General features: G+C 66.9%; 22 protein-coding genes. 13 read left to right on the forward strand and 9 right to left on the reverse strand.

Going from position 1 to position 23,804, the window contains the following annotated elements:
- Positions 1 to 179: 179 nt before the first annotated feature.
- The gene (locus ACLBX8_RS25025; RefSeq protein ID WP_447715876.1) at positions 180 to 3,341 is read right to left on the reverse strand and encodes an efflux RND transporter permease subunit; all 3,162 of its coding nucleotides are present in this window, start codon (positions 3,339 to 3,341) and stop codon (positions 180 to 182) included.
- Between the two features lie 113 nt (positions 3,342 to 3,454).
- Between ACLBX8_RS25025 and ACLBX8_RS25030 the strand changes: the two genes are divergently transcribed.
- The gene (locus ACLBX8_RS25030; RefSeq protein WP_447715877.1) at positions 3,455 to 4,672 is read left to right on the forward strand and encodes an efflux RND transporter periplasmic adaptor subunit; all 1,218 of its coding nucleotides are present in this window, start codon (positions 3,455 to 3,457) and stop codon (positions 4,670 to 4,672) included.
- An 804-nt stretch (positions 4,673 to 5,476) separates the two neighbouring features.
- On the opposite strand, the gene ACLBX8_RS25035 is transcribed toward ACLBX8_RS25030, so the two are convergent.
- Complete coding sequence (locus tag ACLBX8_RS25035; protein ID WP_447715878.1) at positions 5,477 to 6,781, reverse strand: TRAP transporter large permease; 1,305 nt, start codon at positions 6,779 to 6,781, stop codon at positions 5,477 to 5,479.
- Complete coding sequence (locus ACLBX8_RS25040) at positions 6,778 to 7,332, reverse strand: TRAP transporter small permease (RefSeq protein WP_447715879.1); 555 nt, start codon at positions 7,330 to 7,332, stop codon at positions 6,778 to 6,780. The genes ACLBX8_RS25035 and ACLBX8_RS25040 overlap by 4 nt, the downstream gene beginning before the upstream one ends.
- 190 nt (positions 7,333 to 7,522) lie before the next feature.
- Between ACLBX8_RS25040 and ACLBX8_RS25045 the strand changes: the two genes are divergently transcribed.
- A protein-coding gene (locus ACLBX8_RS25045; RefSeq protein WP_447715880.1) for an IS630 family transposase occupies positions 7,523 to 8,465 on the forward strand; the annotation gives its coding sequence in 2 pieces (ribosomal slippage) (positions 7,523 to 7,858 and positions 7,860 to 8,465; 942 coding nt in all).
- On the opposite strand, the gene ACLBX8_RS25050 is transcribed toward ACLBX8_RS25045, so the two are convergent.
- Positions 8,437 to 9,435 (reverse strand): TRAP transporter substrate-binding protein, encoded by a 999-nt coding sequence (locus ACLBX8_RS25050; RefSeq protein WP_447715881.1) that lies wholly within the window; start codon positions 9,433 to 9,435, stop codon positions 8,437 to 8,439. The two genes, ACLBX8_RS25045 and ACLBX8_RS25050, sit on opposite strands and share 29 nt — an antisense overlap.
- 673 nt (positions 9,436 to 10,108) lie before the next feature.
- Between ACLBX8_RS25050 and ACLBX8_RS25055 the strand changes: the two genes are divergently transcribed.
- The 4 genes from ACLBX8_RS25055 (at position 10,109) to ACLBX8_RS25070 (ending at position 12,981) form a co-directional block, all read left to right on the forward strand.
- Positions 10,109 to 10,513: a polyhydroxyalkanoic acid system family protein gene (locus ACLBX8_RS25055; protein ID WP_447715882.1), complete on the forward strand. Its 405-nt coding sequence runs from the start codon at positions 10,109 to 10,111 to the stop codon at positions 10,511 to 10,513.
- A gap of 489 nt (positions 10,514 to 11,002) precedes the next feature.
- The gene (locus ACLBX8_RS25060) at positions 11,003 to 11,818 is read left to right on the forward strand and encodes a hypothetical protein (protein ID WP_447715883.1); all 816 of its coding nucleotides are present in this window, start codon (positions 11,003 to 11,005) and stop codon (positions 11,816 to 11,818) included.
- 471 nt (positions 11,819 to 12,289) lie between these two features.
- Complete coding sequence (locus ACLBX8_RS25065) at positions 12,290 to 12,706, forward strand: BA14K family protein (RefSeq protein ID WP_447715884.1); 417 nt, start codon at positions 12,290 to 12,292, stop codon at positions 12,704 to 12,706.
- A gap of 83 nt (positions 12,707 to 12,789) precedes the next feature.
- Complete coding sequence (locus tag ACLBX8_RS25070) at positions 12,790 to 12,981, forward strand: hypothetical protein (protein WP_447715885.1); 192 nt, start codon at positions 12,790 to 12,792, stop codon at positions 12,979 to 12,981.
- A 72-nt stretch (positions 12,982 to 13,053) separates the two neighbouring features.
- On the opposite strand, the gene ACLBX8_RS25075 is transcribed toward ACLBX8_RS25070, so the two are convergent.
- Entirely contained in the window at positions 13,054 to 13,233 is a 180-nt protein-coding gene (locus ACLBX8_RS25075) for a hypothetical protein (protein WP_447715886.1), read from the reverse strand.
- 970 nt (positions 13,234 to 14,203) lie between these two features.
- Here ACLBX8_RS25075 and ACLBX8_RS25080 point away from each other — a divergent pair.
- The 7 genes from ACLBX8_RS25080 (at position 14,204) to ACLBX8_RS25110 (ending at position 19,326) form a co-directional block, all read left to right on the forward strand.
- Positions 14,204 to 14,659, forward strand: a complete 456-nt coding sequence (locus tag ACLBX8_RS25080; protein ID WP_447715887.1) for a hypothetical protein — start codon at positions 14,204 to 14,206, stop codon at positions 14,657 to 14,659.
- A gap of 137 nt (positions 14,660 to 14,796) precedes the next feature.
- Positions 14,797 to 15,309, forward strand: coding sequence for a PRC-barrel domain-containing protein (locus tag ACLBX8_RS25085; protein WP_447715888.1), 513 nt, complete (start codon positions 14,797 to 14,799; stop codon positions 15,307 to 15,309).
- 254 nt (positions 15,310 to 15,563) lie between these two features.
- Positions 15,564 to 15,788, forward strand: coding sequence for a ribosome modulation factor (locus ACLBX8_RS25090; protein WP_447715927.1), 225 nt, complete (start codon positions 15,564 to 15,566; stop codon positions 15,786 to 15,788).
- Between the two features lie 88 nt (positions 15,789 to 15,876).
- On the forward strand, positions 15,877 to 16,224 hold the full coding sequence (locus tag ACLBX8_RS25095) for a hypothetical protein (protein ID WP_447715889.1): 348 nt from the start codon (positions 15,877 to 15,879) through the stop codon (positions 16,222 to 16,224).
- 60 nt (positions 16,225 to 16,284) lie between these two features.
- A complete protein-coding gene (locus ACLBX8_RS25100; RefSeq protein ID WP_447715928.1) occupies positions 16,285 to 18,348 on the forward strand; it encodes an ATP-binding protein in 2,064 nt (687 codons plus the stop codon).
- 17 nt (positions 18,349 to 18,365) lie between these two features.
- A complete protein-coding gene (locus ACLBX8_RS25105) occupies positions 18,366 to 19,031 on the forward strand; it encodes a response regulator transcription factor (protein ID WP_447715890.1) in 666 nt (221 codons plus the stop codon).
- A 67-nt stretch (positions 19,032 to 19,098) separates the two neighbouring features.
- Complete coding sequence (locus tag ACLBX8_RS25110; protein WP_447715891.1) at positions 19,099 to 19,326, forward strand: hypothetical protein; 228 nt, start codon at positions 19,099 to 19,101, stop codon at positions 19,324 to 19,326.
- 74 nt (positions 19,327 to 19,400) lie between these two features.
- Here the strand turns inward: ACLBX8_RS25110 and ACLBX8_RS25115 are convergent, their stop codons facing one another.
- The 4 genes from ACLBX8_RS25115 to ACLBX8_RS25130 form a co-directional block, all read right to left on the reverse strand.
- Positions 19,401 to 19,877 carry an MgtC/SapB family protein gene (locus tag ACLBX8_RS25115; protein WP_447715892.1) on the reverse strand — a complete coding sequence of 159 codons (477 nt, stop codon included), beginning with the start codon at positions 19,875 to 19,877 and terminating at the stop codon, positions 19,401 to 19,403.
- Positions 19,878 to 20,182: 305 nt separating this feature from the next.
- The gene (locus ACLBX8_RS25120) at positions 20,183 to 22,096 is read right to left on the reverse strand and encodes a potassium transporter Kup (protein ID WP_447715893.1); all 1,914 of its coding nucleotides are present in this window, start codon (positions 22,094 to 22,096) and stop codon (positions 20,183 to 20,185) included.
- Between the two features lie 202 nt (positions 22,097 to 22,298).
- Complete coding sequence (locus ACLBX8_RS25125; RefSeq protein WP_447715894.1) at positions 22,299 to 23,033, reverse strand: DUF4396 domain-containing protein; 735 nt, start codon at positions 23,031 to 23,033, stop codon at positions 22,299 to 22,301.
- Positions 23,034 to 23,047: 14 nt separating this feature from the next.
- Positions 23,048 to 23,794 carry a glutaredoxin family protein gene (locus tag ACLBX8_RS25130; protein WP_447715895.1) on the reverse strand — a complete coding sequence of 249 codons (747 nt, stop codon included), beginning with the start codon at positions 23,792 to 23,794 and terminating at the stop codon, positions 23,048 to 23,050.
- Positions 23,795 to 23,804 lie beyond the last annotated feature (10 nt).

The following is a 23,804-nucleotide window of genomic DNA, read 5'->3' on the forward strand; positions in this document are numbered from 1 at the left end:
GATGCCGACGGTGGTGATCTCCATGGGGATGGCTCCTGCATGAGCGTGGCTGCTGCTTTGACAGCAACCACATCTTGGCATCGAGATGCCGTCAGTCGGAGCGGGAGCCATCCACCCCATCTGCTTCGGAGTAGACATATCGCGAGAGCGGACACGGCTTTCAGAACGGCGCCGGCATTCTACTCGGCTGGCTGACCCGCGACTCCGCTCTCAGGCGTCTCCCTGGCAGCGTCGCCGCGCCCGAGCAGCCGCTCGAAGGCGACGTAGAAGGTCGGGGTGATGAACAGGGTGATGAAGGTCGCGACGACGAGGCCGCCGATCACCACCGTCCCCATGGAGACGCGGGCATGGGCACCGGCGCCGCTCGCGATGGCCAGCGGGATCGAGCCGGTGATGAAGGCGAACGACGTCATCAGGATCGGGCGCATGCGCAGCCGTGCCGCGTCCTGGGCCGCCTTTAGCACGTCCTCGCCCTGCCGGCGCAGGTCCTCCGCGAAAGACACGAGCAGGATCGAGTTCTTGGCGGCGAGCCCGACGAGCAGCAGCAGACCGATCTGGCCGAAGATGTCGAGTTCGAGCCCGCGCACCGCCAGGAAGCCGATGGCGCCGAAGATCGCGACCGGCGTCGCCAGCAGGATGACGAAGGGCAGGCGCAGCGACTCGTACTGCCCAGCGAGCAGCAGGAAGATCATCAGCACGCCGAGGCCGAAGATCAGCGGCGCGTAGCCGCCCGCAACCTTCTCCTGGTAGGCGACATCGGTCCATTCCACAGCATAGTCCGAGGGCAGCCGGCTCTTAGCGAGGGTCTCGACCTCCTTGAGCACCGTGCCGGAACTCGCGCTCGCGGACACCTCGATCGCCACTTCGATGGCCGGGTAGGTGTTGTAGGACAGGACCGCGGTGGGCCCGGTGGTGAACTCCGCCCGCACCAGGGAGCCGATCCGCACGGGCTCGCCCCTGCCGTTGAGGACCGGCAGGGCCGCCAGATCCTGGATCGTGCGCCGCCCCGTGGCCTCGCTCTGCACGTAGACCTGGTAGACGAAGCCGAAGCGGTTGAAGAGGTTGACGAAGCTCGACCCGACATAGGTCCCGAGGGCGTCGAACAGGTTCTGGAGCGGCACGCCGAGCTGCTCGGCCTTGGCCCGGTCGATTTCTAGGCGGATCTGCGGGACGCCGTAGCTCGTCGTCGGCAGCGCCTGGGCGATGTTGGGGCTCTTCTCCATCTCGTCGATGAAGCGCTGGGCCGCCTCGGCGAGCTTGATGCCCCCGGCGCCGCTGCGGTCCTGGATCTCGAGCGTCAGGCCGCTGCGGGTGCCGAGGCCCGGGAGCGGCGACGGGTTGACCACCCGCACCTTCCCGTCCGGATCGTGCCGGAATTCCTTCTGCACGCGGGCGATGATGGCGTCGGCCGAGGCCGCCCGCTCGCCCCAGGGCTTCAGGACCGGGATCTGGAACCCGTAGAACGGCGCCACCGCGTCGGCGAGGATGCTGCGGCCGACGACGCCGATCGTGTGATCGACCTCCGGCATATCCCGTAGGCTCCTGCCGAGCCGCTCGACCATCCGGTCGGTGCGCGCTACCGCGGCGCCCTTGGGCAGGGCGACGTCGGCGAAGAAGTAGCCCTGGTCCTCGTTCGGGACGAAGCCGGTCGGGCGCTGCATCACGAGGAGCACGGTGAGCGCCGCGAAGACCGCGAAGGCGAGGCCGACCAGCGCGAGGTGGCGGGTGAGCCGGCCGATGATCGCGGTGAGGAGGCCCGCGGCCCGCTCCAGCGTCCGGTTGAACCAGCGCAGCGGCGCCCTCCACCGACTCCGGTGCGCCCCGGTGCCCTCCGGGCGGTGCTTCAGGATCAGGCCGCAGAGCGCCGGCGTCAGGGTCAGCGAGACCACGGCCGAGATCATCACCGAGATCGCGATGGTCAGGGCGAACTGGTTGTAGAGCTGGCCGGTCAGGCCCGGGATGAAGGCCACCGGCACGAACAGGGCCGCCAGCACCAGGGTGGTGGCGATCACCGGGCCGGCGACCTCGTTCACCGCCTCCCGAGAAGCCGGGCGCGGCTCCATTCCCTCGTCCATGAGGCGCTCGGTGTTCTCGACCACGATGATCGCGTCGTCGACCACAAGGCCCACCGCCAGCACCATGCCGAGCAGGCTGAGGGTGTTGAACGAGAAGCCGAGCAGCGCCATCGGCCCGAAGGTCCCGACCAGCGCGACCGGCACGGCGATCGAGGGGATCAGCGTCGCGCGCCAGTTCTGCAGGAACAGGTAGGTGACCACCACGACGAGGATCAGCGCCTCGAACAGGGTGTGCACCACCTCGCGAATCGCCTCCCGGACAAACTCGGTGCGGTCGAGGGCGATCTTGTATTTGAGCCCGGGCGGGAAGCGCTGCGCCAGCTCGGCCATGGTGGCCTTCACGCCGTCCATGACGTGGACGGCGTTGGCGCCGGGCGTCTGGTAGAGGCCGAGCGTCGCCGAGGGCTGCCCGTCGAAGCTCGAGCGCACGCCGTACTGCTCCGAACCCAATTCCACCCGCGCCACGTCGCGGACCCGGACCACGGAGCCGTCCGGGTTGGCCCGCAGCAGGATGTTGGCGAATTCATGGGGCTGGCTGAGCCGTCCCTGGGTCACGACCTGCAGCTCGAAGGCGGTGGGCTTGCCGTCGGTCGGCGGCTTGCCGAGGGAGCCGGTGGTGATCTGCTTGTTCTGCTGGCTCACGGCCTTGATGACAGCGTCGGGGCTGATCGCGAGCGCCTCCATCTTCACCGGATCGAGCCACAGGCGCATGGCGTAGCGCTTCTGGGAGAAGTTCTGGATCCGGCCCATGCCGTCGACCCGGCGCAGTGGCTTGATCACCTGGGTCTCGGCCCAGTTGGCCAGGAACAGCTCGTCGTAGGGCGCGCCCGGATCGGCGTAGAGCACGATGTTGCCGAGCCGCTGGCGGGAGCTCTTCTGGATCTCCAGACCCTGCGCGCGCACCGAGGCCGGAAGCTTCGCCTCGGCCCGGTTGGCGCGGGTCAGCACCTCAGCGGCGGCCGCGTCGAGGTCGGACCCGATCTCGAAGGTGGCGTCGAGGTTGACGCTGCCGTCGGTGTTGCTGGTCGAGGCGATGTAGAGCAGGTGCTGGGCGCCGTTGATCTCCTGCTCCAGGGGTGTCGTGACCGCGTCGTAGGCCTGCTGCGCGCTGGCACCCGGATAGGTCGCCTGGATGTTGATGATTGGCGGCGCGATCTCGGGGAACTGCGCGATCGGCAGGGTCAGGCCGGCCACGGCGCCGATCAGGGTGATCAGCACCGAGATGACGGCCGCCAGGATCGGCCGGTCGACGAAGCGGGCGAACATCGCACCTCGGCGCTGCGGGGACGGTCGCGAGGACCGGGCGTGCAACGCGAGCGCGTTTGGCGTGTTCCCTGTCCGGTCCGGCGCGCGCAGCGCCGCAAAGGGGAGCGGACGGCGTGCGGGCGGGGGTGCGATACGGATTGCTCGGCTGCGGGGCAGCCCTGGTCCTGGCGGCGGGTGGCTGGTTGGCCCTGGGCCGACCGCAGCCGTCCGCCGTGATGGCCGCTCTGCCGGGGTCGGACAAGCCCGCTGCGACCGCCGAGACCGAACCGACCCTCGCCGTGACAGTCGTGGCGGCTCGGACGGAATCCGTGCCGATCAGCTTCACCTACACGGGCACGATCATCGCGCCCCAGGACGCGGCCCTGCAGGCCCGGGTGACCGGCAACGTCACCGAGCGTCCCTTTGAGCCGGGCAGCCACGTGAAGAAGGGACAGGTGCTGTTCCGGATCGATCCGCGCCCGTTCCAGGTGGCGCTGGCCCAGGCCAAGGCGCAGGAGGCGCAGGCCAAGGCGCAGCTCCAGTTCGCCCAGGCCGAGGTGAGCCGCACCGACACCCTGGCCGACAAGGGCTACGCCTCCGAGCAGCGGCTGCAGCAGCTCCAGTCGAACGCGGCCTCGGCTTCGGCGCAGGTCCAGGGGGCCGAGGCCGCGATTGCCCGGCAGAACCTCAACCTCGACTACGCGGTGGTCAACGCACCCTTCGATGGGCGGGTGAGCCTGTCGATCATCAACCCCGGCGACCTCGTCATCGAGAACCAGACGGAGCTGGTCAGCGTGGTGCAGCTCGACCCCATCGACGTGCAGATGGCCCTCTCCTCCGAGGATTCCGAGGCTCTGCGCGAGGCGATGCAGAACGGGCCCGTGAGCGTGGAGGTGCTGGACGAGGCCGGCAAGCCGGTGCGCGACGCCAAGGTCTACCAGCTCGACAATCGGTTCGATCCCCGCACCGCCCGGCGCCTCGTGCGCGCGCTGCTGCCGAACACCGACGAGCGCTTCCTGCCCGGTCAGTTCGTCCGTGCCCGGGTCAAGACCGGCACCGAGGAGAAGCTCCTGGTCCCGACGGTCGCGCTGTCGGCCCGGCTCGCCCAGCAGATCGTCTACGTCGTGGACGATGAGGGCGTGGTGCGCCAGAAGCCCGTGACCACCGGCGACAGCTTCGGCGACGCGACCGCGATCCTGACTGGGCTCAGGGCCGGCGAGCGGGTGGTGACCGACCACCTCCAGGACATGCGAGAGAACCTCAGAGTGGAAATCCGGTCCGCGGATGCCGGGGCTGCGGTCGAGCCTCAAGCGCCGGATGCCAATCGGCGTGCCGCGGGCAACCCGGGCTGACCGGACGATGCGATTCTCACTCGCTGTCGCACTGGTCTCGGCCCTGCTTCAGATGGCATCCATCACGCCGATATGGGCCGCATCGCGGACAGGCTGCCGCGTCGACCACACGCAGTATGCCTCTCTCACACCGGGGATGACATATCGGCAGGTGCGCTCCCGTCTGGGGTGCGACGGCCGGCGGGTTTCCCACCTGCTCATCGGGGACGTCCGGCGCGCGACGTATTCCTGGCTCGGGCGCGGATCGTACGGCGCCAATCTCACGATCACATTTCGCAATGACCGGCTCACTGATAAGTCGCAACTCGGCCTGCGCCCGGATTGAGTTATCCTTGCAGTTTTTACTGCCTGTCTGCTCGGCCTGGATGGGGACAGGGGGATGGCTTCCGACACCCCATCGCGCACCTGACCGCAAATAGTTGCCGGATAGCCTGCCCCATCCCCGTCATCGCATGAATGATGTTTGGCGATCAGCGCCGTCGGCGCGAGAGTCTGCTAGGAATCCGTGGCGCGTCGAGCGGCCTGTCTGAGCATGAGGCGGGCGAGAGCGACGAGGCGCAGGTCCGCCAGGGTGCCGGCACAGCGCTCGGAACCGTTGACGAGCCTGCGGAAACGGGTGGCGCGGCAAAGGAGCGCTCTACGCCCCGACGGCGTGGGTAGACGGCCGATTGCCGGGTCCGCCGCAGCGCGCAGTGCCGCCCGATGTCCGACTTCGTCGGGCCGCGGGCGGATCCGGTCACGCTCTCAGGCCCTGCCCGCCGGACGCGCCGGTACCCGCAGCTCCGGCGAGGCCGCGGGCGCCCCTCAGCCCCCCGCGGCCTCGCCGTAGAACCAGTGGATCGGCGCCAAGGCGAGCCAGGGCAGGTAGGTGCAGATCAGCAGCACCACGAGCAGCACGCCGATATAGCCGAGATTGACCTTGGTGGTTTCCCAGATGTCCGCCTTGGCAATCGCGCAGGCGGCGATCAGCACGGAGGCCACCGGCGGGGTCTGCTGCCCGATGGCGAGGTTCAGGGTGAGGACCAGCCCGAAATGGACCGGATCGATGCCGACCTGCTGGATCAGCGGCAGCACGATCGGCACCGTCAGGATGATAGCGGCCGCCGAGTGCAGGAACATGCCGAGGATTAGGAACAGAACGTTGAGCAGCAGCAGGACCAGATAGGGATTGGTGGTGTAGCTCTGGATCGACCGGGCGAGGGCCTGCGGCACCTGCGCCTCGGTGAGCAGCACCCCGATCAGCGCCGACGCCGCCACCAATAGCATCACGACCGCGGTCTGGATGGCCGCGTCGACCAGCGCCTTATAGAGATCTGCCAGGGAGAGTTCGCGGTAGACCAGCGTGGCGATCAGCAGTGCCGCCACGACCGCGACGGCTGCCCCCTCGGTGGCCGTGACGAAGCCGCCGAAGATCCCGCCCAGGATGATGACCGGCAGCATCAGCGCCCAGAGCGCCTCGCGCAGGGCTGTTCCCAGCACCGCCAGCGAGAAGTGCTGCTCGACCGGGAAGTCGTACTTGCGCGCGTAGCCGTAACTCGCCAAGGCGAGGCCGGCCGCACCGAGCAGGCCCGGGAGCAGGCCGGAAATGAACATCTTCACCACCGAGACCTGCGCCATAACGGCGTAGAGGATCATCGGGATCGAGGGGGGAAGGATGATCGCGAGGCTCGCCGACGACGAGGACACCGCTGCGGAGAACTCCTTCGAGTAGCCTCGGCTCTTCATCGCCGGGATCAGGAGCGTGCCCAGGGCTGCGACGCCGGCCACCGCCGAGCCGGAGATCTCTGCGAAGAACATCGAGGCGCCGATGGTCACCATCGCAAGGCCGCCGCGGACGAAGCCCAGCATGGCGGAGGCGAGATTCACCAGCCGCCGCGAGATCGACGACGAGTTCATGATGCCGCCCGCGAAAATGAACAGCGGGATGGCGAGCAGCGGAAAGTTCGTCGCCCCCTCGAACATGACCAGGGCGGCGTTCGGCAGCGAATCGGCCCCTTGCGTGAACCACATGGCGGCCACCGCTACGACGCCCAGCGCCACCGCGATGGGCACGTTCAGGAGCACCATCCCGAACAGGCCGCAGAACATGCAGACTAGGAGTGCGGTCATGACCGGGCCTTCCCGAGTGCGGGTTCCCGCGCCGAGTCGGTTGAGCCCAACGCTTCCTTCAGTTCATGGTCCTCGAACCCTCCGGTGCGGGCGTCGTGAATCACCTCCGGCAGGCGCAGCAGCTCGGCGACGATGAACAGGACCGAGGCGATCGGGATCACGGACTGCGTGACCGTCTGGGAGACGGCGGGCAGCGACACCAGCGTCGAGCCCTGGAGGACCATGACGACCTCCGTCCCGTAGACGGCCAACAGCAGGAAGAAGCCGATCACGATGGCTTCGGCCACCAGGGTGACGGCGACGCGCAGCCCCGGCGGGAACGCGTTGACGATGCCGGGGAAACCGATATGCGCCCCGCGGTGCGCCGCGAGCGCACTGCCGTAATAGGTGAGCCAGGCGAGCCCAATCGACGCGACCTCATCGTACCAGACCAAGGACATACCGAGGAACCGGTAAACGAAGCCCAGGACGAGGATGATCGTCAGCGCCGCCATCAGGAGCGCCGCGATGGCCTCCAGACAGCGGTCGAACGAGCGGCGGACGGTTTGCATGCGTGGGTCTCAGGCTCCCGCGCGATCCCGCCTGGACGAGATCGGGACGTGCTGGGATCGGTATCCGGTGGGGTGGCGGATCAGGATCCGTTACCGAGGGCTAGAGCAGGTTGTTTTTTGACGGAATCGAGGTTCACGGGCCGGCTGTGGTCTGGTTGTCTGTCAGCGCTGCAGCGGAGGGCGATGTGGGATGACGCAGCCCTATTCGGAGGATTTACGCGAGCGGGCCCTGGCCCGCGCTGAGGCCGGCGAGACGATCCGGATGATCGCTCGGGCTTTGGCGATCAGCCCGTCCTGCGTCTCGAAGTGGCGCAAGCTCAAGCGGGAGACGGGCACGCTGAGCCCTGGGCAGATTGGCGGCCACAAGAAGCCGGTGCTGTCGGGTGAGCCGGGCACATGGCTTTCCGAGCGGGTGCGGGGTGGGCCGTTCACCCTGCGGGGCTTGGTGGCGGAGTTGGCCGAGCGCGGGGTGAAGACGGACCTGCGTGCGGTCTGGGTGTTCGTGCGCGCCCAGGAGCTAAGCTTCAAAAAAAACGCTTCGGGCGAGCGAGCAGGATCGGGCCGACGTCGCGCGTAAGCGCCAACGCTGGCAAAGGCATCAGGCGAAAGTCGATCCGCGCCGTTTGGTCTTCCTCGACGAGACCTGGGTCAAGACCAACCTGGCGCCGTTGCGCGGCTGGGGACCGCGCGGCCAGCGCTTGGACGCGCAGACCCCACACGGCCACTGGCGTACGCTCACCTTCATCGCCGCGCTCCGCCATGACCGGGTCAGCGCGCCCTGGGTCGTCGACGGGCCGATCAACGGCGCCATCTTCCGCCGCTACGTCGAGACCGTCCTCGTCCCTGAGCTGAAACCGGGCGACGTCGTCATCCTGGACAATCTCGGAAGCCACAAAGGCAGAGCCGCCCGGGCTGCCATCCGAGCCGCCGGCGCGCATCTGCTGTTCCTGCCGCCCTACAGCCCCGATCTCAACCCGATCGAGCAGCTCTTCTCAAAGCTCAAGCATTTCACCCGAGCCGGCGAACCCAGGACCGTCGAGGCCACGTGGCGCCGCGTCGGGCACGTTCTCGATCTCGTCGCGCCCAACGAATGCGCCAACTACCTCACCAACTCAGGCTACGCTTCCGTGTGAAAACAACACGCTCTAGCGCCTTGTCGATCAGCTCGCGACCGCCAGGGACGTCCTTGGAGAACTCGTCGTAGACCGGCTTCGACGCGTCGATGAAAGTCTTCTTGTCCGCGTCGTTCACCTGCATGCCCGCTGCCTTGAGCTTGCCGAGCAGGTCGTCGTCGAGTTTGGCAGCGATTTCGAGGGCCCGGGGCTCCATCTCGACGGCGGTCTCCTCCAGTGCCTTGCGCACGTCCTCGGGCAGGCCCTTCCAGCGGCGCCCGGCGATGAGGTAGGCCGGCGTGTAGACGTGGCCGGTGAGCGAGAGGTACTTCTGAACCTCTTGGAAGCGGGCCGGGTAGATCTGCGCCAGGGGGTTCTCCTGGCCATCCATAACGCCGGTCTGGAGCGCCACGAAGACCTCCGAGAACGCCATCGGGCTCGGCGTCGCGTCGTAGGCCTGGAACATCTTCACGCGCCACACGCCCTTCGGCACCCGGAGTTTGATCCCCTTGAGATCCGCGGGCTCCTTGATTGGGCGCTTGCTGTTCGTGATCTGGCGGAACCCGTTTTCCCAGGTGGCGATGATCGTGTAGCCCGCCTTGGCGGCGATGGGCGCGAGGACCGGCTTAATAATTGCGTCGCGGATCTTGGCCGCATGGGCCCGGTCCTTGACGAGGTAGGGCATCTCGAACAGCCCGAATTCGGGCGCCACCGTGGTCATTACCGTCGAGGGCAGGGCGAGATCGAGGGTGCCCAGCTTGAGCTTCTTCAGCATCTCGTCGTCGCTGCCGAGCTGGCTGGACCCGAACACGACCACCTTGGCCTTTCCGGCGAGCTTCGTATTCGCGCGCTGCGCAAATTCTGCGGTCGTCTGATCGAACAGCGAGCCGGGCTCGCCGACATGCCCGAGCTTGACCTCGACTTCGGCCTGCGCCGCGTTCGTCGCGAGCGCCAGCACGGCGATGAACAGGGTCGTCCTGAAAAGCTTCACGACGCTTCCTCCAAGTGCTTTGCACGCGGCCGGTTTTTCCGGCCTTCTAGCCGTATCCCACCCAGGATCGGTCATTTGAGTTTTGAATACAATTTCCCAGATGACAAGCGGTAAATGTCGCCTCTTGCCAGCGTTATCGTCATCTGCCGTGATTGAAGGTGAGTTCGATGCCGGAGGCAAGAACAGGCCCGGCTGCGGTTGCCTGAATGACTGGTTGGCAAACCAATTTTAATGTAAGCAAATCAGTGGGTGAACGTCACCGCCCGGCAGGTCCGATCGCTCTTGTTCGACAGATCGTCGAGACGCCTCGATTTCGTCGTCCATCACCTGAGATTTGTGGTGCAGAGCCCTCCCGAATGTCTCGAATTCGAGAGCCGGCAATGGATGGCCAGCAGATCGCCAGCCGTGCGAGAACCTGTCTCAAGCTGGAGATCAAAACGGCTGACTCGGTATTGCGATCTCTCCGGTGCGACACAGGCGGGAGATTTGTGGCCTGGAGGCACATACATAGCTGGAGAAGACAGCACCCGTGTCAGGATAAACCTGACACGGGTGCGATCTGATGTCGGGAGGTACGGCAGCCGGGCCTGCCCGTATAGCTCCCGCGCTGGAATGGTTACTGGGCGTTAACCAGCTCTCACGGATCCGTGATCCGTCTGCAATGGGAAGGCTGATGCCGAAGCACTTTATACTCGCGATACCTCATGATCTGAGCGTCGTCGAAGTCCGGCGCCGCTTGGATCAGCGACTGGGACCGGTGCTGCGCCGGCTTGAGGAACGAAACGTCCGCGTCGCGACGACGGATTGGCGCGAAGGCAGCCGTACCTTCAACGCACGCGTGCTCGGCCAAAACCTGAGCGGCAACCTCTGCGTGGCTGCCGACAGTCTCTGGCTCGAAGGGACCCTGCCGTGGTCGATCGGTGCGTTTGCACCGTTCATCCGCGCGTTGGCGACGCACTACGTTGCACACCTTCTTACCTCGGAAAGAGAAGCTTCGGACGAAGTTGTTCGCTCCGGTGGGCGATCAGGTTCTGCCATGCCAGATTGCCAGTACATCGCGGCCGCGAAGCGCAGCTGAATCTGGAACAGGATCAAATCTTCGACCAAAGCGCGCCGGATGCCCACGCGCGTGCGCCAGAGTGGGACGGCGGCACACAATTGGTATTCACCTTACGCAGCGAGCGCGCTGCCTGCTGACCAGTAAATTCTTTTGGATCAGGCGCCGAGCGCGAGACAATGTCACCAAGATCGACTCGCACTCCGAATGCTTGGTAGCTGCGTAAGCGCATACCGACGATTAGACCACCGACTGCCGGCCAGCCACCCCGACTTTCGCGAAGATGCGTAGGGGTTATCCTGACGGTAAGACGGGTTCGCACGGACTCGAGGCGAAAACCAAAACAGTTAGGATATTGACGCCCATTCAACGTACGGCCGGCGACGTCTCCGCTTCGACACTTGCGAAGGTTCATATCTTCGTCCGCGGCGACCAAGCTTCGTCCGATGCTAAGCTTCGATGCGTATGCTGGTCGGACACGGCTGCTCGCAGGCTCTCTGAGAGGTCGTCATGACGCTTTCCAATATCATGGTCAGCCTCGATGCCAGCAGCAGCACTACGGGACGGGTCCGACTGGCCCGCAACCTGGCCGAGCGCTTCGACGCGAGCCTAACCGGCGTTGCGGCGCAGAGCCCTCTTCCGATCTCGATCTACGGGAAGGGATCTTACCTGGACAACCAGATCATCGAGACTGCCGCCGCCGGTGCGCGGGATGAGCTCGGGAAACAGGAGGCGGTCTTCCGAGAAATGACGCGCGGCTACAACAAGGCCCACTTGCGGGTGTACGACAGGGAGCCCCTGGAATGCTTGATCTCGGAATGCGCGCGCTGTGACCTGCTGGTCGCGCGGGGCCTCGACGACGTCAACTCGGGCGACATCGTCCAGGCGCTGAGCCCGGCCGAGATCATCCTGCGCGCGGGCCGGCCCGTGCTCGTCACGCCTTCGGAGCTCGATGACCTGCCCATCAAGTGCGCCGTCATCGCATGGAAGGACACGCGCGAGGCCCGGCGTGCCGTCGCGGACGCCTTGCCACTGTTGCGGAAGGCGGAACGTGTCCTTCTCCTGACCGTCGCATCGGTGGAGAGGGAGACGAACGTCCAGGCGACCGAGGCGTACCTGAAGTGCCACGACGTTCACTGCGAGCGGATCGAGCTTCCGGATACGACGAACATAGTCGAGGCGATGACGAAGCTCATCCGAGACGAGGCGGCAGACCTTGTGGTGGCAGGAGCCTATGGGCACTCGAAGATGCGCGAGCTCGTATTCGGAAGTCTCACCCACGAGCTTCTCACGTCGCTCCGTACGTCCTGCCTGTATAGCCATTGAGCGGCATTCATCTCAGTCGAAGCGATGGTGCCTCTCCCGGACGGTGACCTACGGCTCGGCCCTCGGGCCTGACCGGTGCCCGCCTGGAACGACACAATCCCAGTTTGCCGAAGGAGGGCACGGCAAAGGGCTCCCGAAGAGGCGAGCCGAACGAGGACCACAGGTCCCGAGCCCCGATAAGTCTGGAGAGGAAACGCGAAGGCCGCCCGCCTATGCGGGGCGGGCGGCTACGACACCCAGGGACGAAGACCGCATCGGTCGTCACGGCGGTTTCTGGATAGGCGGAAAGTCTCGAGAACGCTCCCGTGCCCGCTATCAGGGCGATGCCTCTGCAACGGCTGGATCATCGGCTTCCAAAACGCCCGAACCGAACATCTGCGTCGGTCACGTCATGAGTTTCCGATCCTCAACGCGACTGCCGGCCTATCCGCAGTCACTCCTAGCCCTGCCAACCGAAGGAGATCCTCCGACATGAAGCTCACGCTCGTCCTTGCCGTCGCGGTCCCGGCATTGCTCCTTGCCCAGCCCGCCGTGGCCGAGCCGCCCGGAAGCCCGGTCGAGGCGCTGTCCGCCGGAGCCCTCCCGACGAGCTACGTCCAGTACCGCCGCTTCGGCCATCGGCACCATCGCTACGGCCGCCATTACGGCTACCGGCGCGGCTACGGCTACCGCAGGGGGCCTGGTGTCGGTGCGGCCGTCGGCGCGGGTATCGGCGGCCTGGCCGCCGGGGCGCTCATCGGGGGCGCCATCGCCAACTCGCAGGCGCAGGCCGCCCGGGGCGCGGCGGACGCCGAGGCGGTCGCCGCCTGTGCCCGTCGGTTCCGCTCCTACGACGCGGCTAGCGGCACGTATTTGGGCAACGACGGCGCACGCCATCCTTGCCCCTGACTTTTCAGACCGCTCTCCAGCGCTCGCACCCCCAGCGGCACGATGCTGCCGCCATCCGAAAACACCTTCACCCCAAGGATACCATGCGCCTGCGCATCCTCGTGCCACTCGCCGGCCTGCTGGCACTCGCCGCATGCAAGGACGAGAAGAAGGCGGAGACGCCACCGGGCAACCCGGTGGCCAATCCTACGACACCGGTACCGGCCAACCCTGCTTCCCCCGTCGTGCCGGCACCGGCCGCCGAGCCCCCGGCCGAGAAGCCCGCAGGCCAGTGAGCCGCGCCATCACCTGAGGCGGTGGCGTTCTCGGCAGTCACGTGCTGTGGAGGGCGCCGTCGTCTAAAGACTTCAGCCAACGGCCTCCAGCGCACCGGCAACGAGGTTGGAGGCCATCAGCAGGCAGAACGCGGCGAGCATGGCCGTCGCGACGATGCCGAGGACGAGGTCGGACGTGCGGGGCTCGCCCGGACCCTGGTCGTTTAACGCGACGTGTCTGACGCGGCGGGTTCGGATCATGGGATGCAGCATGGCCGGCCTCCGTTCTGTGTCGTTCTAAAGATTGGGAAATGAATGCCTTTGGCGGCCGCTCGCGGTCGACGCCATGGGCGAGTTAGGACGTTAGGGCGATCAGGAGTCCCAAGACGCATGCTAGGGCCAGGAGCCCACAGCCACCGGCGCGGACCGCCCAAGCCATGGCGGGGCCGCGGTTCTCGTTCGCGGGGATCGGAAGCTCGCTCGGCCAGCGCCGCCACTTGCGGCAACACGAGGGCGCCACCTCAACCGAGTCTGCCGGCGGTACGTCAATGCGACGGCGGAACGACATCGTTCGAGTATCGCGTGCCTGCGCTGCCGAGGGCGAGCTCGCCCGAGGCATAATCGTCGGCAAGCTCGGGCAAGCTCAAGCCGCCACCGAACCGTGCCAGATCCTCGACGGAGCTCCTTCGCGCCGATGATGAGACCTTCATGCCCGCTCCCGCCGGTGCATGCGGTCTCCGGAAGACAGCCGGCTGCCCGCGCCAATCCCGCGCGAGCCGTGCCGTCCGTGCCAGTGCCATCCTCATGACGCCTCCTGTCGCTCGCGTCGCAACCCACGCGCGGGCCCCTCGGGACCGCGCCGTTCGGTGGCCGAGGCCGAGCCGCGTGCGGGGTACCTGTCCGGCCGGTTGCACATCAGTTCCCAGGATCGTGCTTAAGCCTTCGTGAAGCGGCAAGCGCCGCGCCGGGGCCGCGACGGGGGCTCCCCTCTACGCTGTCAGGGTTGTCCCCACAGGCCTGCGGTCTTCTCCGACTGCAAGCCCGCGCCCCGCACCACACATCATCTGTCGAGTGGGATGGGGACCGCCGGGCCCGAGCAGTATCCAAGGTCGAGCGACACCGGTGACTGGACTGCGGTTACCGATCCGAACCGTCCCGTAGGCACGCCGAACCATCGGGACCGTCCCGCTGCTCAACGGCCAGCCGCGGACGGCCATCCCAAGGCCATCAGGGAGCCGAGTAGATGAAACGCCTTTCGATCGCCCTCGCGGCAGCATCCAGCCTCGTCCTGTTCTCGCCGTCGAGCGAGGCGCGGCCCTTCGGCCGAGGACATGGCTTCGTCGGCCATTACCACGGCTTCCACGGCCACAGGGGGCTAGGCTTCCGGGGCCACCATCGCGGCTTCAGGGGTCATTATCGAGGCTTCCGAGGTTATCGTCACGGCTTCCGGGGCCATCACCGTGGGTACCGCGGCATCGGCTTCCGTCCAGCGCGCTTCGGCTATGGGCACCAATACGGCCGATACGGCTACCGCCGCGGCTATCGTGGCCTGGGCCTCGCCGCGGGCCTGGGCTTCGGGCTCGCCGCCGCGGCCCCCCGACCCGCGTACTACGGGGCATCCTACGGCTACGGCTACCCCTACGCCCCGGTCGGCTACCGCTACGGCTACGGCGTGGGCCGCCCTTACTGCGGCTACTGAGATGCGGGCGGAGAGGGGTGAAGGTCGCTCGATGCCAGACAAAGCTTCCTTCGCCACGGGAACGAATTCGCCCGGCATCGCGCGGTCCACTGACTGTTGGTGCCGGGTCGTCCACACGAGGATCCGAGGTAAAAATCATGAAGAACGCAGTCATCAGCGCCATCACTGCCAGTGCCATGCTCGTGATGCCCGCCCTTGCTCAGGATAAGCAGGCGGCCCAGCCTGCGAACGACCCGGCGAAGCCAATGGCAACTCCGCCGGCCGGCACCGCAATGCCGGCGCCCCCGAACGGCGCGGCAATGGGCGCTGGCGGAATGACGATGGCCGACACGGCGACCGCCAAGATCAAGTTCATCACGGCCAAGCCGGCCGAGGTCACGTCCTCGAAGCTCGTTGGCAAGAACCTCTACAACAACAAGAACGAGAACGTCGGCGAGATCGAGGACCTTGTCATCGACAACGGCAAGACAGTGACCGGCGTCGTCGTCAGCGTCGGCGGCTTCCTCGGCATGGGCGAGCGCTACGTGCTGGTCGACCCGTCATCGATCTTTCTGCATCGCGCCGACGGGTCGCTCAAGGCGATGGTCGACACGGACAAGGATGCGCTGAAAAACGCGCCGGAGTTCAAGTACAACAAAAAGAACACCTGACCGTGGACGTGCGGGGGACGGGCTACATGGCACGGCCCTCCGCTCGACCGGTGTCAATCCTCGCATGACCGGCACTCGGTTATCTTGGATGCAACGGTCAAGTTCAATCCATCCAACGGCTTGTCAGGAGGAGCCTGACGCCTGTCGGTGAGAGCGGTGAGACGAGGGAAGACGCCTTGTCCGCAGCAAAACCATGACCGCTACTCGCAATGGATACGAATGTTTCGTGCTGACTGCAGGGCGGTGCCATGATCATGGAAATCATCAAGCAGGGTGCGCGCGCCCGCACTGTGGGACGGCCGCGCGACGCCTGTCCTTACCCGGCGGACTCGCGCGAACGCAGGGCCTGGTTCGAGGGTTTTGACGGTTTTGCATGGGATTGCGGCACGCGGACCCCTCATCCGACCGTGACGCTCGCAGCCGGTGCGGCGAGGGGCGGCGGCATGGCTGACCTAGACGGGGCGCCGACGTTGTCCTAGGCCCGCAAGCTGTACGGTTCCGTATTCCCCATCATCCCGGCCGCCTTCTCGGCGCGATACGGACTTGAGCGGCGCCTCGGGAACGCGGATGGATGATCGTCATAAAAAGCGGTCCAGAGGCAGGCATGAGAGCTCGATTCAGGACCGCGTCCTGGGCCGGGTGGAACGGGTCGTTACCGTACTGGTCGAGGCAGGTCTGAAGGACCATGCCGCGCCACCTGACCTGATCGAGCGCCTGAGGCGCCTTGAGCTTGGTCTTCTGGAGTCGGGAAAAGACCGCCAAGCCTTGCAAGTGCTCGCCTCAGGTCGACGCCTGCTCGGGGATGCGGCCGAGCTGGCACCCACGCGGTTTCCGGACATTGTCCTGGCCGAGGAACCGACCCAACGCGGCGAGATCGGGTTGTCGTTTCTCCGCCATGGCCTCCCAGGTGAGTAGGACGAAGCAGGTCGCGTCGCCGATTGGGATTGCCGAGGGCGGGCCATGCGGGCGGCTGCCATGAAAAGGACGGGTTCACGGGATGAAGGTCGAGCACCCGGGGACCAGCTGAGCCGAGGGAGCGGACGCACGTTCGTTGCCCTGGCGTTTGCGGCCGCTATCCCGGTCCTGCTGCTCAGCGGTTGGGTTGCCACTCTGATGGCACAGCAGCAGCGCGACCTCACGCGGAGTGCCGCAGTCGCCAGCGCGACGCGCGTGGCCGAGCGCGTCGCCTCCGACATCGCCGCGCAGGTCGCGGTCCTGCAGGCCGAGGCGGCCTCGGCCAGCCTCGACCGACCGGACCTCGCCGCGTTCTACTCGGAGGCCGAGCGACTCCGGCAGGCCCATCCCCTCTGGGAGACCGTCGAGCTTTCTGACCCCCACGGCGTGCAAGTCGTCAACCTGCTCCGCACCCTCGACAAGGAACTCGGGCCCACCGCCGATCGCAAGAGCTTCGATGCGGTCGTGAGAACGATGCATCCCGTGGTGGGAGGGATCGGCCCGGTCGGATCGATCTCCGGCAAGCGCCTCGTCGCCCTGAGGGTGCCGGTCATTCGGGACAACAAGCTGCGCTACGTCCTGTCAGTCGGTCTCGCCACCAACGCGGTCAGCTCGATCCTGCGCGACGCAGGCGCGCCGGATGGCTGGGTCGGGACCATCGTGGACGCGGACGGCAACACCATCGCGCGCACCCGTGCCGAGGAGGAGGAGCTCGGCCATCCGGCAAACGCCGCCCTTCAGGCCGCGATTCGACGCGCGCCGCAGGGCTTCTACACCGCATCGACGCTGGAGGGCTCGAATGTGGAGGTGGTCTACCGCACGCTGAAGGACACGGGTGGGTGGTCCGTGCATTTCGGCTTGCCGGCCGCTACGCTGAATAAGCCTGTCTCGCGCTCCTATCTCGTACTGGGCGGCGGGAGCCTCGTCAGCATCGGCCTCGGCCTCGCACTGGTCGGGCTGGTCGGTCGGGACATGGCACAGCGCCGGGCCGGCGAGCAGGCGCGGTTCTCGCTCGCGCTCCGCTCCAGTGAGGAGCAGGGCGCGGTTGCAGTCGAGGCCGCGGAACTGGGCACCCTTCGCTGGGACACCGCCACGGGACGAGTGACCGGCTCCGCCCGGGCTGCACAGCTCCTCGGATGGGATGCATCAGGGTCGCGTGGCACGGAGAGCGCGACGGACGCCGGAAGAATCCTGGAGGCGATCCACACCGACGACCGAGAGCGGCTTACCGAGGCCTTGCGGCGAAGCCTCTCGGCCGGCACGCCGCTTGATGTCGAGTTTCGGATCGTCACCGCGGGCCACGACGAACGATGGATCCGCATGACCGGGCGTATGCCTCACCTGCATAAGGAGACCCCCGCGGGTCTGATCTACGGCGTGGTCTCTGACATCGAGCCGCGCAAGCGCGCGGAGGCCGAGCGGCTCGGCCTGCTGCGCCGCCTGGGCGAGGCGCAGGAGAACGAGCAGCGCCGGATCGCGCGCGAACTCCACGATCAGGTCGGGCAGACGGTCACTGGCCTGTCGCTCGGGCTCAAAAGCCTGGAACGCCTCATCGCGGGATACGCGGACTACGAGGCCAGTCGCCAAGTACAATGGCTGCAGTCGCTCGCTGGCGAGATCGGGCGCGATATCCACCGTGCCGCCGTCGACCTCCGCCCGACGGCCCTTGACGACCTCGGCCTGCGCGAGGCGCTCGCCAACCTGCTGCGCCAATGGACGCTGCGCCACGACATCCGCTCGGACTTCCAGGTGCTGGGCGAGAGCGTTCGGCTGCCGGCGGCGGTCGAGACGGCCATCTATCGCATTGTGCAGGAGGCGCTCACCAACGTTCTCAAGCACGCGCGCGCGTCCACCGTCAGCGTGTCCGTTGAGCAGCGTTCGGAGGAGGTGCGGGTCATCATCGAGGATGACGGCGTGGGCTTCGACGGCGAGGCTGAGCCCACGCCGGCTGCCAAGCCGCGCCTAGGGCTCTCCGGCATTCGCGAGCGGCTGTCCCTCCTTCGAGGGATCCTCACGCTTGAGACATCACCGGGATCGGGAACCACGCTGTACGTGTGCATCCCGCATCCGCAGCAGCTCGCATGAAGATGGAGGAACGATCCATGGACCGCATCCGCGTCTTCCTTGCCGACGACCATCCCATCGTCCTTGCGGGCATCCGTACGCTCCTGAATGCCGATCCCGACATCGAGCTCGCCGGCGAGGCCACGAATGGCGGCGAAGCCCTTCCGCTGATCCGCACTCTCGTCCCTGACGTCGCGGTGCTCGACGTCTCTATGCCGGGCCTCAATGGCCTCGAACTGACGCAGCGGGTCGCCGCCGAATGCCCAGCAACCCGGGTGCTGGTCCTGACGGTCCACGAGGACGCCGCCTACGTCCAGCCCCTGCTGAAGGCCGGCGCGCGCGGCTACCTCCTCAAGCGCTCGGCGGCAGACGACCTGCTCCGCGCGGTCCGCGCCGTTGCGGCGGGCGGGGTCTATCTCGATCCGTCGGTCGCCGGACACGCCCTGGCCGATCCATCCGCCCCGGCAGGCGGAACCGGACCGGACGAGGATGGCGAGGCCCTGAGCCCGCGGGAGACGGAGACCCTGCGCCTGATCGCGCAGGGCTTCAGCAACAAGGAAATCGCGCGGCGCATCGACGTCAGCGTGAAATCCGTCGAGACGTACAAGGCACGGGCGGCCGAGAAGCTGGGCTTGAGGACGCGTGCGGAGATTATCCGCTACGCCGCCGCGCACGGCTGGCTGGACGCGCTCACGCTTCGCTAGCCCCACGTAGCGCCACCAACTGAAAAGTGCTTGGGCAGGACCGCGGCCGAACCGTTCGGGAGGAACCATGCAAGACCGCATCGCCCCACTCGTGCGCGAGGCCGCGACGTTCGATGCCATCGCCGACGGCCTCGCCCAGGGGGCTGCCGCCCACGTCTGCATGGGCAATCGCTTCGGAGCCCGTATGCTCCTGCGCATGTGCCGAGAGCACCGGGTCAAGGCATTGATGCGACGCTGCCAGGCAGCGGCAATCCTGGGCCGCGAACTGCCGTCGACCGGCGAGGTGAGCAGTTAGACAATCACCGACGGCGATGCGACCGCACGCCGCCCACGACTTGAAAACGACGATCTTAATGGTTCCGGCGGCGGCTACTCCTCGTCCATTTGAGCGAGGCCCATGCGTTTGAGGAACGAGACCACGACGAGGATGGCTAGGCCGAAGCCCATCGCCGCGGCGAGCAGGGTGAACTGCGCCGCGCCGGCCACGATGCCGGCCGAGGCCGCGAGCCAGATGCTGGCGGCAGTGGTGAGGTTCCTGACTGTGCGTTTGGCATCACCCCGGGCGACGAAGATGGTGCCGGCGGCGATGAAGCCGATGGCCTGTGCGAGCCCCTGGATGACGCGCAACGGGTCGGCGTCCCCACCCCGCGCTTGCACCTCCGAGTAGAGGCTCAACGCTGACGTCGTGATGACCGCCGAACTCAGGGCGACGAGGGCATGCGTGCGGATGCCGGCGTCCTTGCCCTTGCGTTCACGTTCCAGGCCAAGAGCCAAGCCGCAGGCGGTGGCCGAGCCGAGCCGAAGGAGAATGTCCGCAAGCGAGATGGTGGTGGTGTCCAGCATCATGAAGGGGTCCGGTCCCCGCCGATCTGGCGAGGTTCAGGGTCAACACGCCCCGTGCGCTGCTTTTCCCAGCAACGGCTCACCGGTCTCACCAGCCAGGATCCGCTCCGGGCAGCGATCCCCTGTTCTGTGGTTGAATGGAACGGAGGCACTGGCACGACATCCGAAACCGGCTGTCCGATCTACGTGGCACCCCTCCGTCCAGCCCGTGGGCGGCGCACCCGGCAAGGTGCCTGGCGCAAGGGACCCGCGGGCATGAGCCGGAGGCATGCGCCTCCGTGCCGGGCGCAGCAGCATGTCTGCCGGTATCAGATGTCGATTCGGGCGCCGATCTCGACGGCCCGTTCGGCCGGGATGCGGAAGAACCGGGAGGCGTCCGTCGCCGTGAGCGCCATCGCGATGTACAGCCGGTCCTGCCAGACCGGCATGCCCGTGGTCGGCGAGGCCACAAGCACCCGGCGGCTCAGGAAGTAGGACAGGTCGTCCACGTCCAGGCCCGCATTGGCGAGGGCCCGGGGCAGGTCGGGCAACTCCGTGAAGCCGAAGCGGACCGTCACGCCGGTGAACGTGTCGGACAGCCGCTCGACGGTGACGCGCCCGGCCTCGTACACCCTGGGCACCTCCTCGGTCACCACGGTCAGGATGAGGTTGCGTTCGTGCAGCACGTGGCTGTGCTTCACGTTGTGCATCAGCGCCCCGGGCGCGTCGTCCGGCGACCCGGTGAGGAACACGGCGGCCCCCGGCGCGCGCAGGACCGAGCCGGTCTCGGCCATGCGCGTGAAGTCGGCCAGGGGGACGCGGTGCTGGTGGATATGCGAGGCGATCAGCGCCGAACCCCTCCGCCAAGTCCACATCGCCGTCACGAGCGCGGCGCCGATGGTCAGGGGCACCCAGCCGCCATGGAGGATCTTCAGGGCGTTGGCGGACAGGAACACCAGCTCGACGAGGAGGAAGGGCGCGAGGACGAGCGCCGCGACCGCCGCGGTCCAGCGCCAGAACCGCCACGCCACCACGAAGACGAGGCACGCCGTGATCACCATGTCCCCAGTGACGGCGATGCCGTAGGCGGCGGCCAGCGCGCTCGACGACTTGAACAGCACCGCCAGGAACACGACCGCGGTCAGCAGCCACCAGTTTACCCGGGGAATATAGATCTGTCCCTTCTCGGTCTCCGAGGTGCGCAGCACCCGCATGCGCGGCAGCAGGCCGAGCTGCATGGCCTGTTGCGTGATCGAGAACGTGCCGGTGATGACCGCTTGGCTGGCGATGACCGTCGCCACGGTCGCGAGTAGCACCATCGGCAGGAGGGCCCAGGACGGGTACAGCAGGAAGAAGGGGTTCTCGATCCGCTCGGGATGGACCAGTAGCATCGCGCCCTGTCCGAGGTAGTTCAGGGCGAGTGCCGGCAGGACGAGACCGAACCACGCCGCCCGAATCGGCTGGCGCCCGAAGTGGCCCATGTCCGCGTACAGCGCCTCAGCCCCAGTCACTGCGAGGAAGACGGCGCCGAGCGCGAGAAGGCCAGCCGTGCCGTGGCTGAGGAGGAAGGCGATGCCGTGGGCCGGGTTGAAGGCGGCCACGATGCTGAGATCGTCGAGCAGGTGACGGAGGCCGCCCAGCGCCATGACCGTGAACCACAGCGCTGTGAGCGGCCCGAAGAAGAACGCCACCTTCGCCGTGCCGTGGTTCTGGACCGTGAACAGCCCGACGATGATGGCAAGGCTGATGGGCAGGACGTACGGGTCGAGGGCAGGCGTCACGAGCTTCAGACCCTCGATGGCTGAGAGCACCGAGATGGCCGGTGTGATGATGGCGTCGCCGTAGAACAGGCTGATCCCAGTCATGCCCAAGACGATCACGAAGCCGCCGGACCGGCCCAACGCCCTTTGCGCGAGCGCCACCAGGGAGGGGGTCCCGCCCTCGCCGTCGTTGTCGGCGCGCATGACGATGAGCACGTACTTCAGCGTCACGATGAGGATGAGCGCCCAGAGGATCAGCGAGACGACCCCGAACACCATCTCGCGAGTGGGCGCGTTGCCACCGCCCGCGGCGGCATGCAGCGACTCCTTCAGGGCGTAGAGCGGGCTGGTACCGATGTCGCCGTAGACCACGCCGACCGAGCCTAGGGCTAGCGCCCAGAAGCCGGTCTTCGGGCCGTCCACCGCATCGACCGGCAGGGGTGTCTGCGACGTCGCGAACTCGGTCTTGGCGGATGCGGACATAAAGGGCTCCCCAGCTCCGCGACCATGGCGCACTCGCGAACCGTGCCCCCAACGGACGAGCGGCCAGGAACGTTCGCGCGGGTTGAGTCCGCGACGGACGCTGCTCCGGCATGCTCGGAAGAGAGCCTACGGGCTTGTCTTCAAGGAGGGCGCGGGCCGGCGATGGACGGCCAAATCGGGCTGCGGTGAACGCTGGGTGGTCTCACATGCGCTCCTTGATGCTTGCCGCCACGAGCCACCAGTTCACCGGGTAGGCTGTGACGAACCCTGCGGCCATCGCGAGCTGCATCACGAACCAGAACTCGACCGTGTTCACCTCGACCCTGGGCGCACCTAGGGCGGGCATGATGGCGAACTGCGCCAGCGCCATGAAGCCGTACATGCCGACCTGCCAGGAGATCAGCGACAAGCTGTCGGCTTTGAGCGCGGCCACGATACCCGCGCCCGGCGACAGGCCACGCATTGGCACGATGGCGAGGTACTGGAAGACGATCCCGAGCCCGAACGCGAAAAGGAAATCGAGCACCCACACCGCGTACATCTTCTCCGCGAAGATCGAGTGCCAGCCGAACCAGACAGCCACCGCGGGGACGAGGAAGGCCAACCACTCGGCGGCGACGTCGCCAAGCATGCATCCGGCGCCGCAATGGAGCGCGCCCTTTCCAACCATTGCGGGGAATGGCGTGTCGGTTATGTTCGGCGGCTTCTCGCCCCGCTCCGCGGCACGGTGGTGCGCCTCCATCGTGGCGAGTCGACCGTAGCGGAAGTAGGCCCAGACGACGGCGAGTGTGCCGAAAAGCGCCGTTACCGGCCAGACCACGTTCATTACGGCCATGTGCTGCGGCCGGCGGATCACATCGACCGAGACGACGAGGGCACATGCCGCGCCGAGCAGCAAACCCGACGCGGCGAGGATGTGCAGCCAGTGGGGAACCATCGTGGCCATCCCACTCAATGGTCGGCGACCAGCATCCACACGGCCATGGCGACCATCATGAGGTTCTCAGTAAGCGAGACGAAGCCGAGCGGCACGCTGCCTGAGCCGCCGACGCAGGCGCACTTGATCTCGCGTTTGTCGACGTAGACCGCCTTAAACACCGAGGCCGCGCCGACCGTACCGATGAACAGGGCGACGGGAATGGACAGCCAGTTCAGGGCGCCCGCCACCATCAAAACGCCCGCCAGCGCCTCGCAGAAGGGATAGGCGTAGGCGTAGCGCACCCAGCGCCGGGCGAGCAAGTCGTAGCCCAGGAACATCGACGAGAAGGTCTCGACGTCCTGCAGCTTCAGGATGGCCAGGACGCACATGCTGAAGGCAATGAACCACTCGCCGGCCCGTACCGTCAGGGGCGTGCCATAGACGGTGTAGCTCGCCGCCAGCGCCATCAGGGCGGTCATCGCGAACACGGCGACCACGGGCGCGTAGCTGGTGGCCTTCGGGTCCTTGACCTCCTTGCCGAGGTGGCGACGCAGGTCGTCGTAGCCACCGACCCGCTCACCGTTGATGAATGTCTGCGGCGTGGACTTCACGCCGTGCTCGGCCTTGAAGGCGTCGGTTTCCTCGCGTGTCGTCAGCCAGTGGTCGTCGACAGTGAATCCGTCACGTTCGAGCAGGTCCTTGGTCTTCAGGCCGAACGGGCAGACGTGCTTCTCCATCACCATTCGGTAGACGGTGGCCCTGCGGGTCGTATCGAGCATCACGGTTTCC

The sequence above is a fragment of the Methylobacterium sp. D48H genome, from assembly GCF_053345715.1.

What these genes read in the sequence shown, in the direction of transcription:
- ACLBX8_RS25100 (WP_447715928.1), top strand. Translation starts at nt 16,285, where the DNA reads ATGAAAAGGACGGGTTCACGGGATGAAGGTCGAGCACCCGGGGACCAG.
- ACLBX8_RS25130 (WP_447715895.1), bottom strand. Translation starts at nt 23,794, where the DNA reads ATGCTCGATACGACCCGCAGGGCCACCGTCTACCGAATGGTGATGGAG.
- ACLBX8_RS25065 (WP_447715884.1), top strand. Translation starts at nt 12,290, where the DNA reads ATGAAGCTCACGCTCGTCCTTGCCGTCGCGGTCCCGGCATTGCTCCTT.
- ACLBX8_RS25105 (WP_447715890.1), top strand. Translation starts at nt 18,366, where the DNA reads ATGGACCGCATCCGCGTCTTCCTTGCCGACGACCATCCCATCGTCCTT.
- ACLBX8_RS25070 (WP_447715885.1), top strand. Translation starts at nt 12,790, where the DNA reads ATGCGCCTGCGCATCCTCGTGCCACTCGCCGGCCTGCTGGCACTCGCC.
- ACLBX8_RS25055 (WP_447715882.1), top strand. Translation starts at nt 10,109, where the DNA reads ATGCCGAAGCACTTTATACTCGCGATACCTCATGATCTGAGCGTCGTC.
- ACLBX8_RS25075 (WP_447715886.1), bottom strand. Translation starts at nt 13,233, where the DNA reads ATGCTGCATCCCATGATCCGAACCCGCCGCGTCAGACACGTCGCGTTA.
- ACLBX8_RS25085 (WP_447715888.1), top strand. Translation starts at nt 14,797, where the DNA reads ATGAAGAACGCAGTCATCAGCGCCATCACTGCCAGTGCCATGCTCGTG.
- ACLBX8_RS25025 (WP_447715876.1), bottom strand. Translation starts at nt 3,341, where the DNA reads ATGTTCGCCCGCTTCGTCGACCGGCCGATCCTGGCGGCCGTCATCTCG.
- ACLBX8_RS25115 (WP_447715892.1), bottom strand. Translation starts at nt 19,877, where the DNA reads ATGATGCTGGACACCACCACCATCTCGCTTGCGGACATTCTCCTTCGG.
- ACLBX8_RS25040 (WP_447715879.1), bottom strand. Translation starts at nt 7,332, where the DNA reads ATGCAAACCGTCCGCCGCTCGTTCGACCGCTGTCTGGAGGCCATCGCG.
- ACLBX8_RS25125 (WP_447715894.1), bottom strand. Translation starts at nt 23,033, where the DNA reads ATGGTTCCCCACTGGCTGCACATCCTCGCCGCGTCGGGTTTGCTGCTC.
- ACLBX8_RS25060 (WP_447715883.1), top strand. Translation starts at nt 11,003, where the DNA reads ATGACGCTTTCCAATATCATGGTCAGCCTCGATGCCAGCAGCAGCACT.
- ACLBX8_RS25120 (WP_447715893.1), bottom strand. Translation starts at nt 22,096, where the DNA reads ATGTCCGCATCCGCCAAGACCGAGTTCGCGACGTCGCAGACACCCCTG.
- ACLBX8_RS25110 (WP_447715891.1), top strand. Translation starts at nt 19,099, where the DNA reads ATGCAAGACCGCATCGCCCCACTCGTGCGCGAGGCCGCGACGTTCGAT.
- ACLBX8_RS25090 (WP_447715927.1), top strand. Translation starts at nt 15,564, where the DNA reads ATGGAAATCATCAAGCAGGGTGCGCGCGCCCGCACTGTGGGACGGCCG.
- ACLBX8_RS25080 (WP_447715887.1), top strand. Translation starts at nt 14,204, where the DNA reads ATGAAACGCCTTTCGATCGCCCTCGCGGCAGCATCCAGCCTCGTCCTG.
- ACLBX8_RS25035 (WP_447715878.1), bottom strand. Translation starts at nt 6,781, where the DNA reads ATGACCGCACTCCTAGTCTGCATGTTCTGCGGCCTGTTCGGGATGGTG.
- ACLBX8_RS25095 (WP_447715889.1), top strand. Translation starts at nt 15,877, where the DNA reads ATGGATGATCGTCATAAAAAGCGGTCCAGAGGCAGGCATGAGAGCTCG.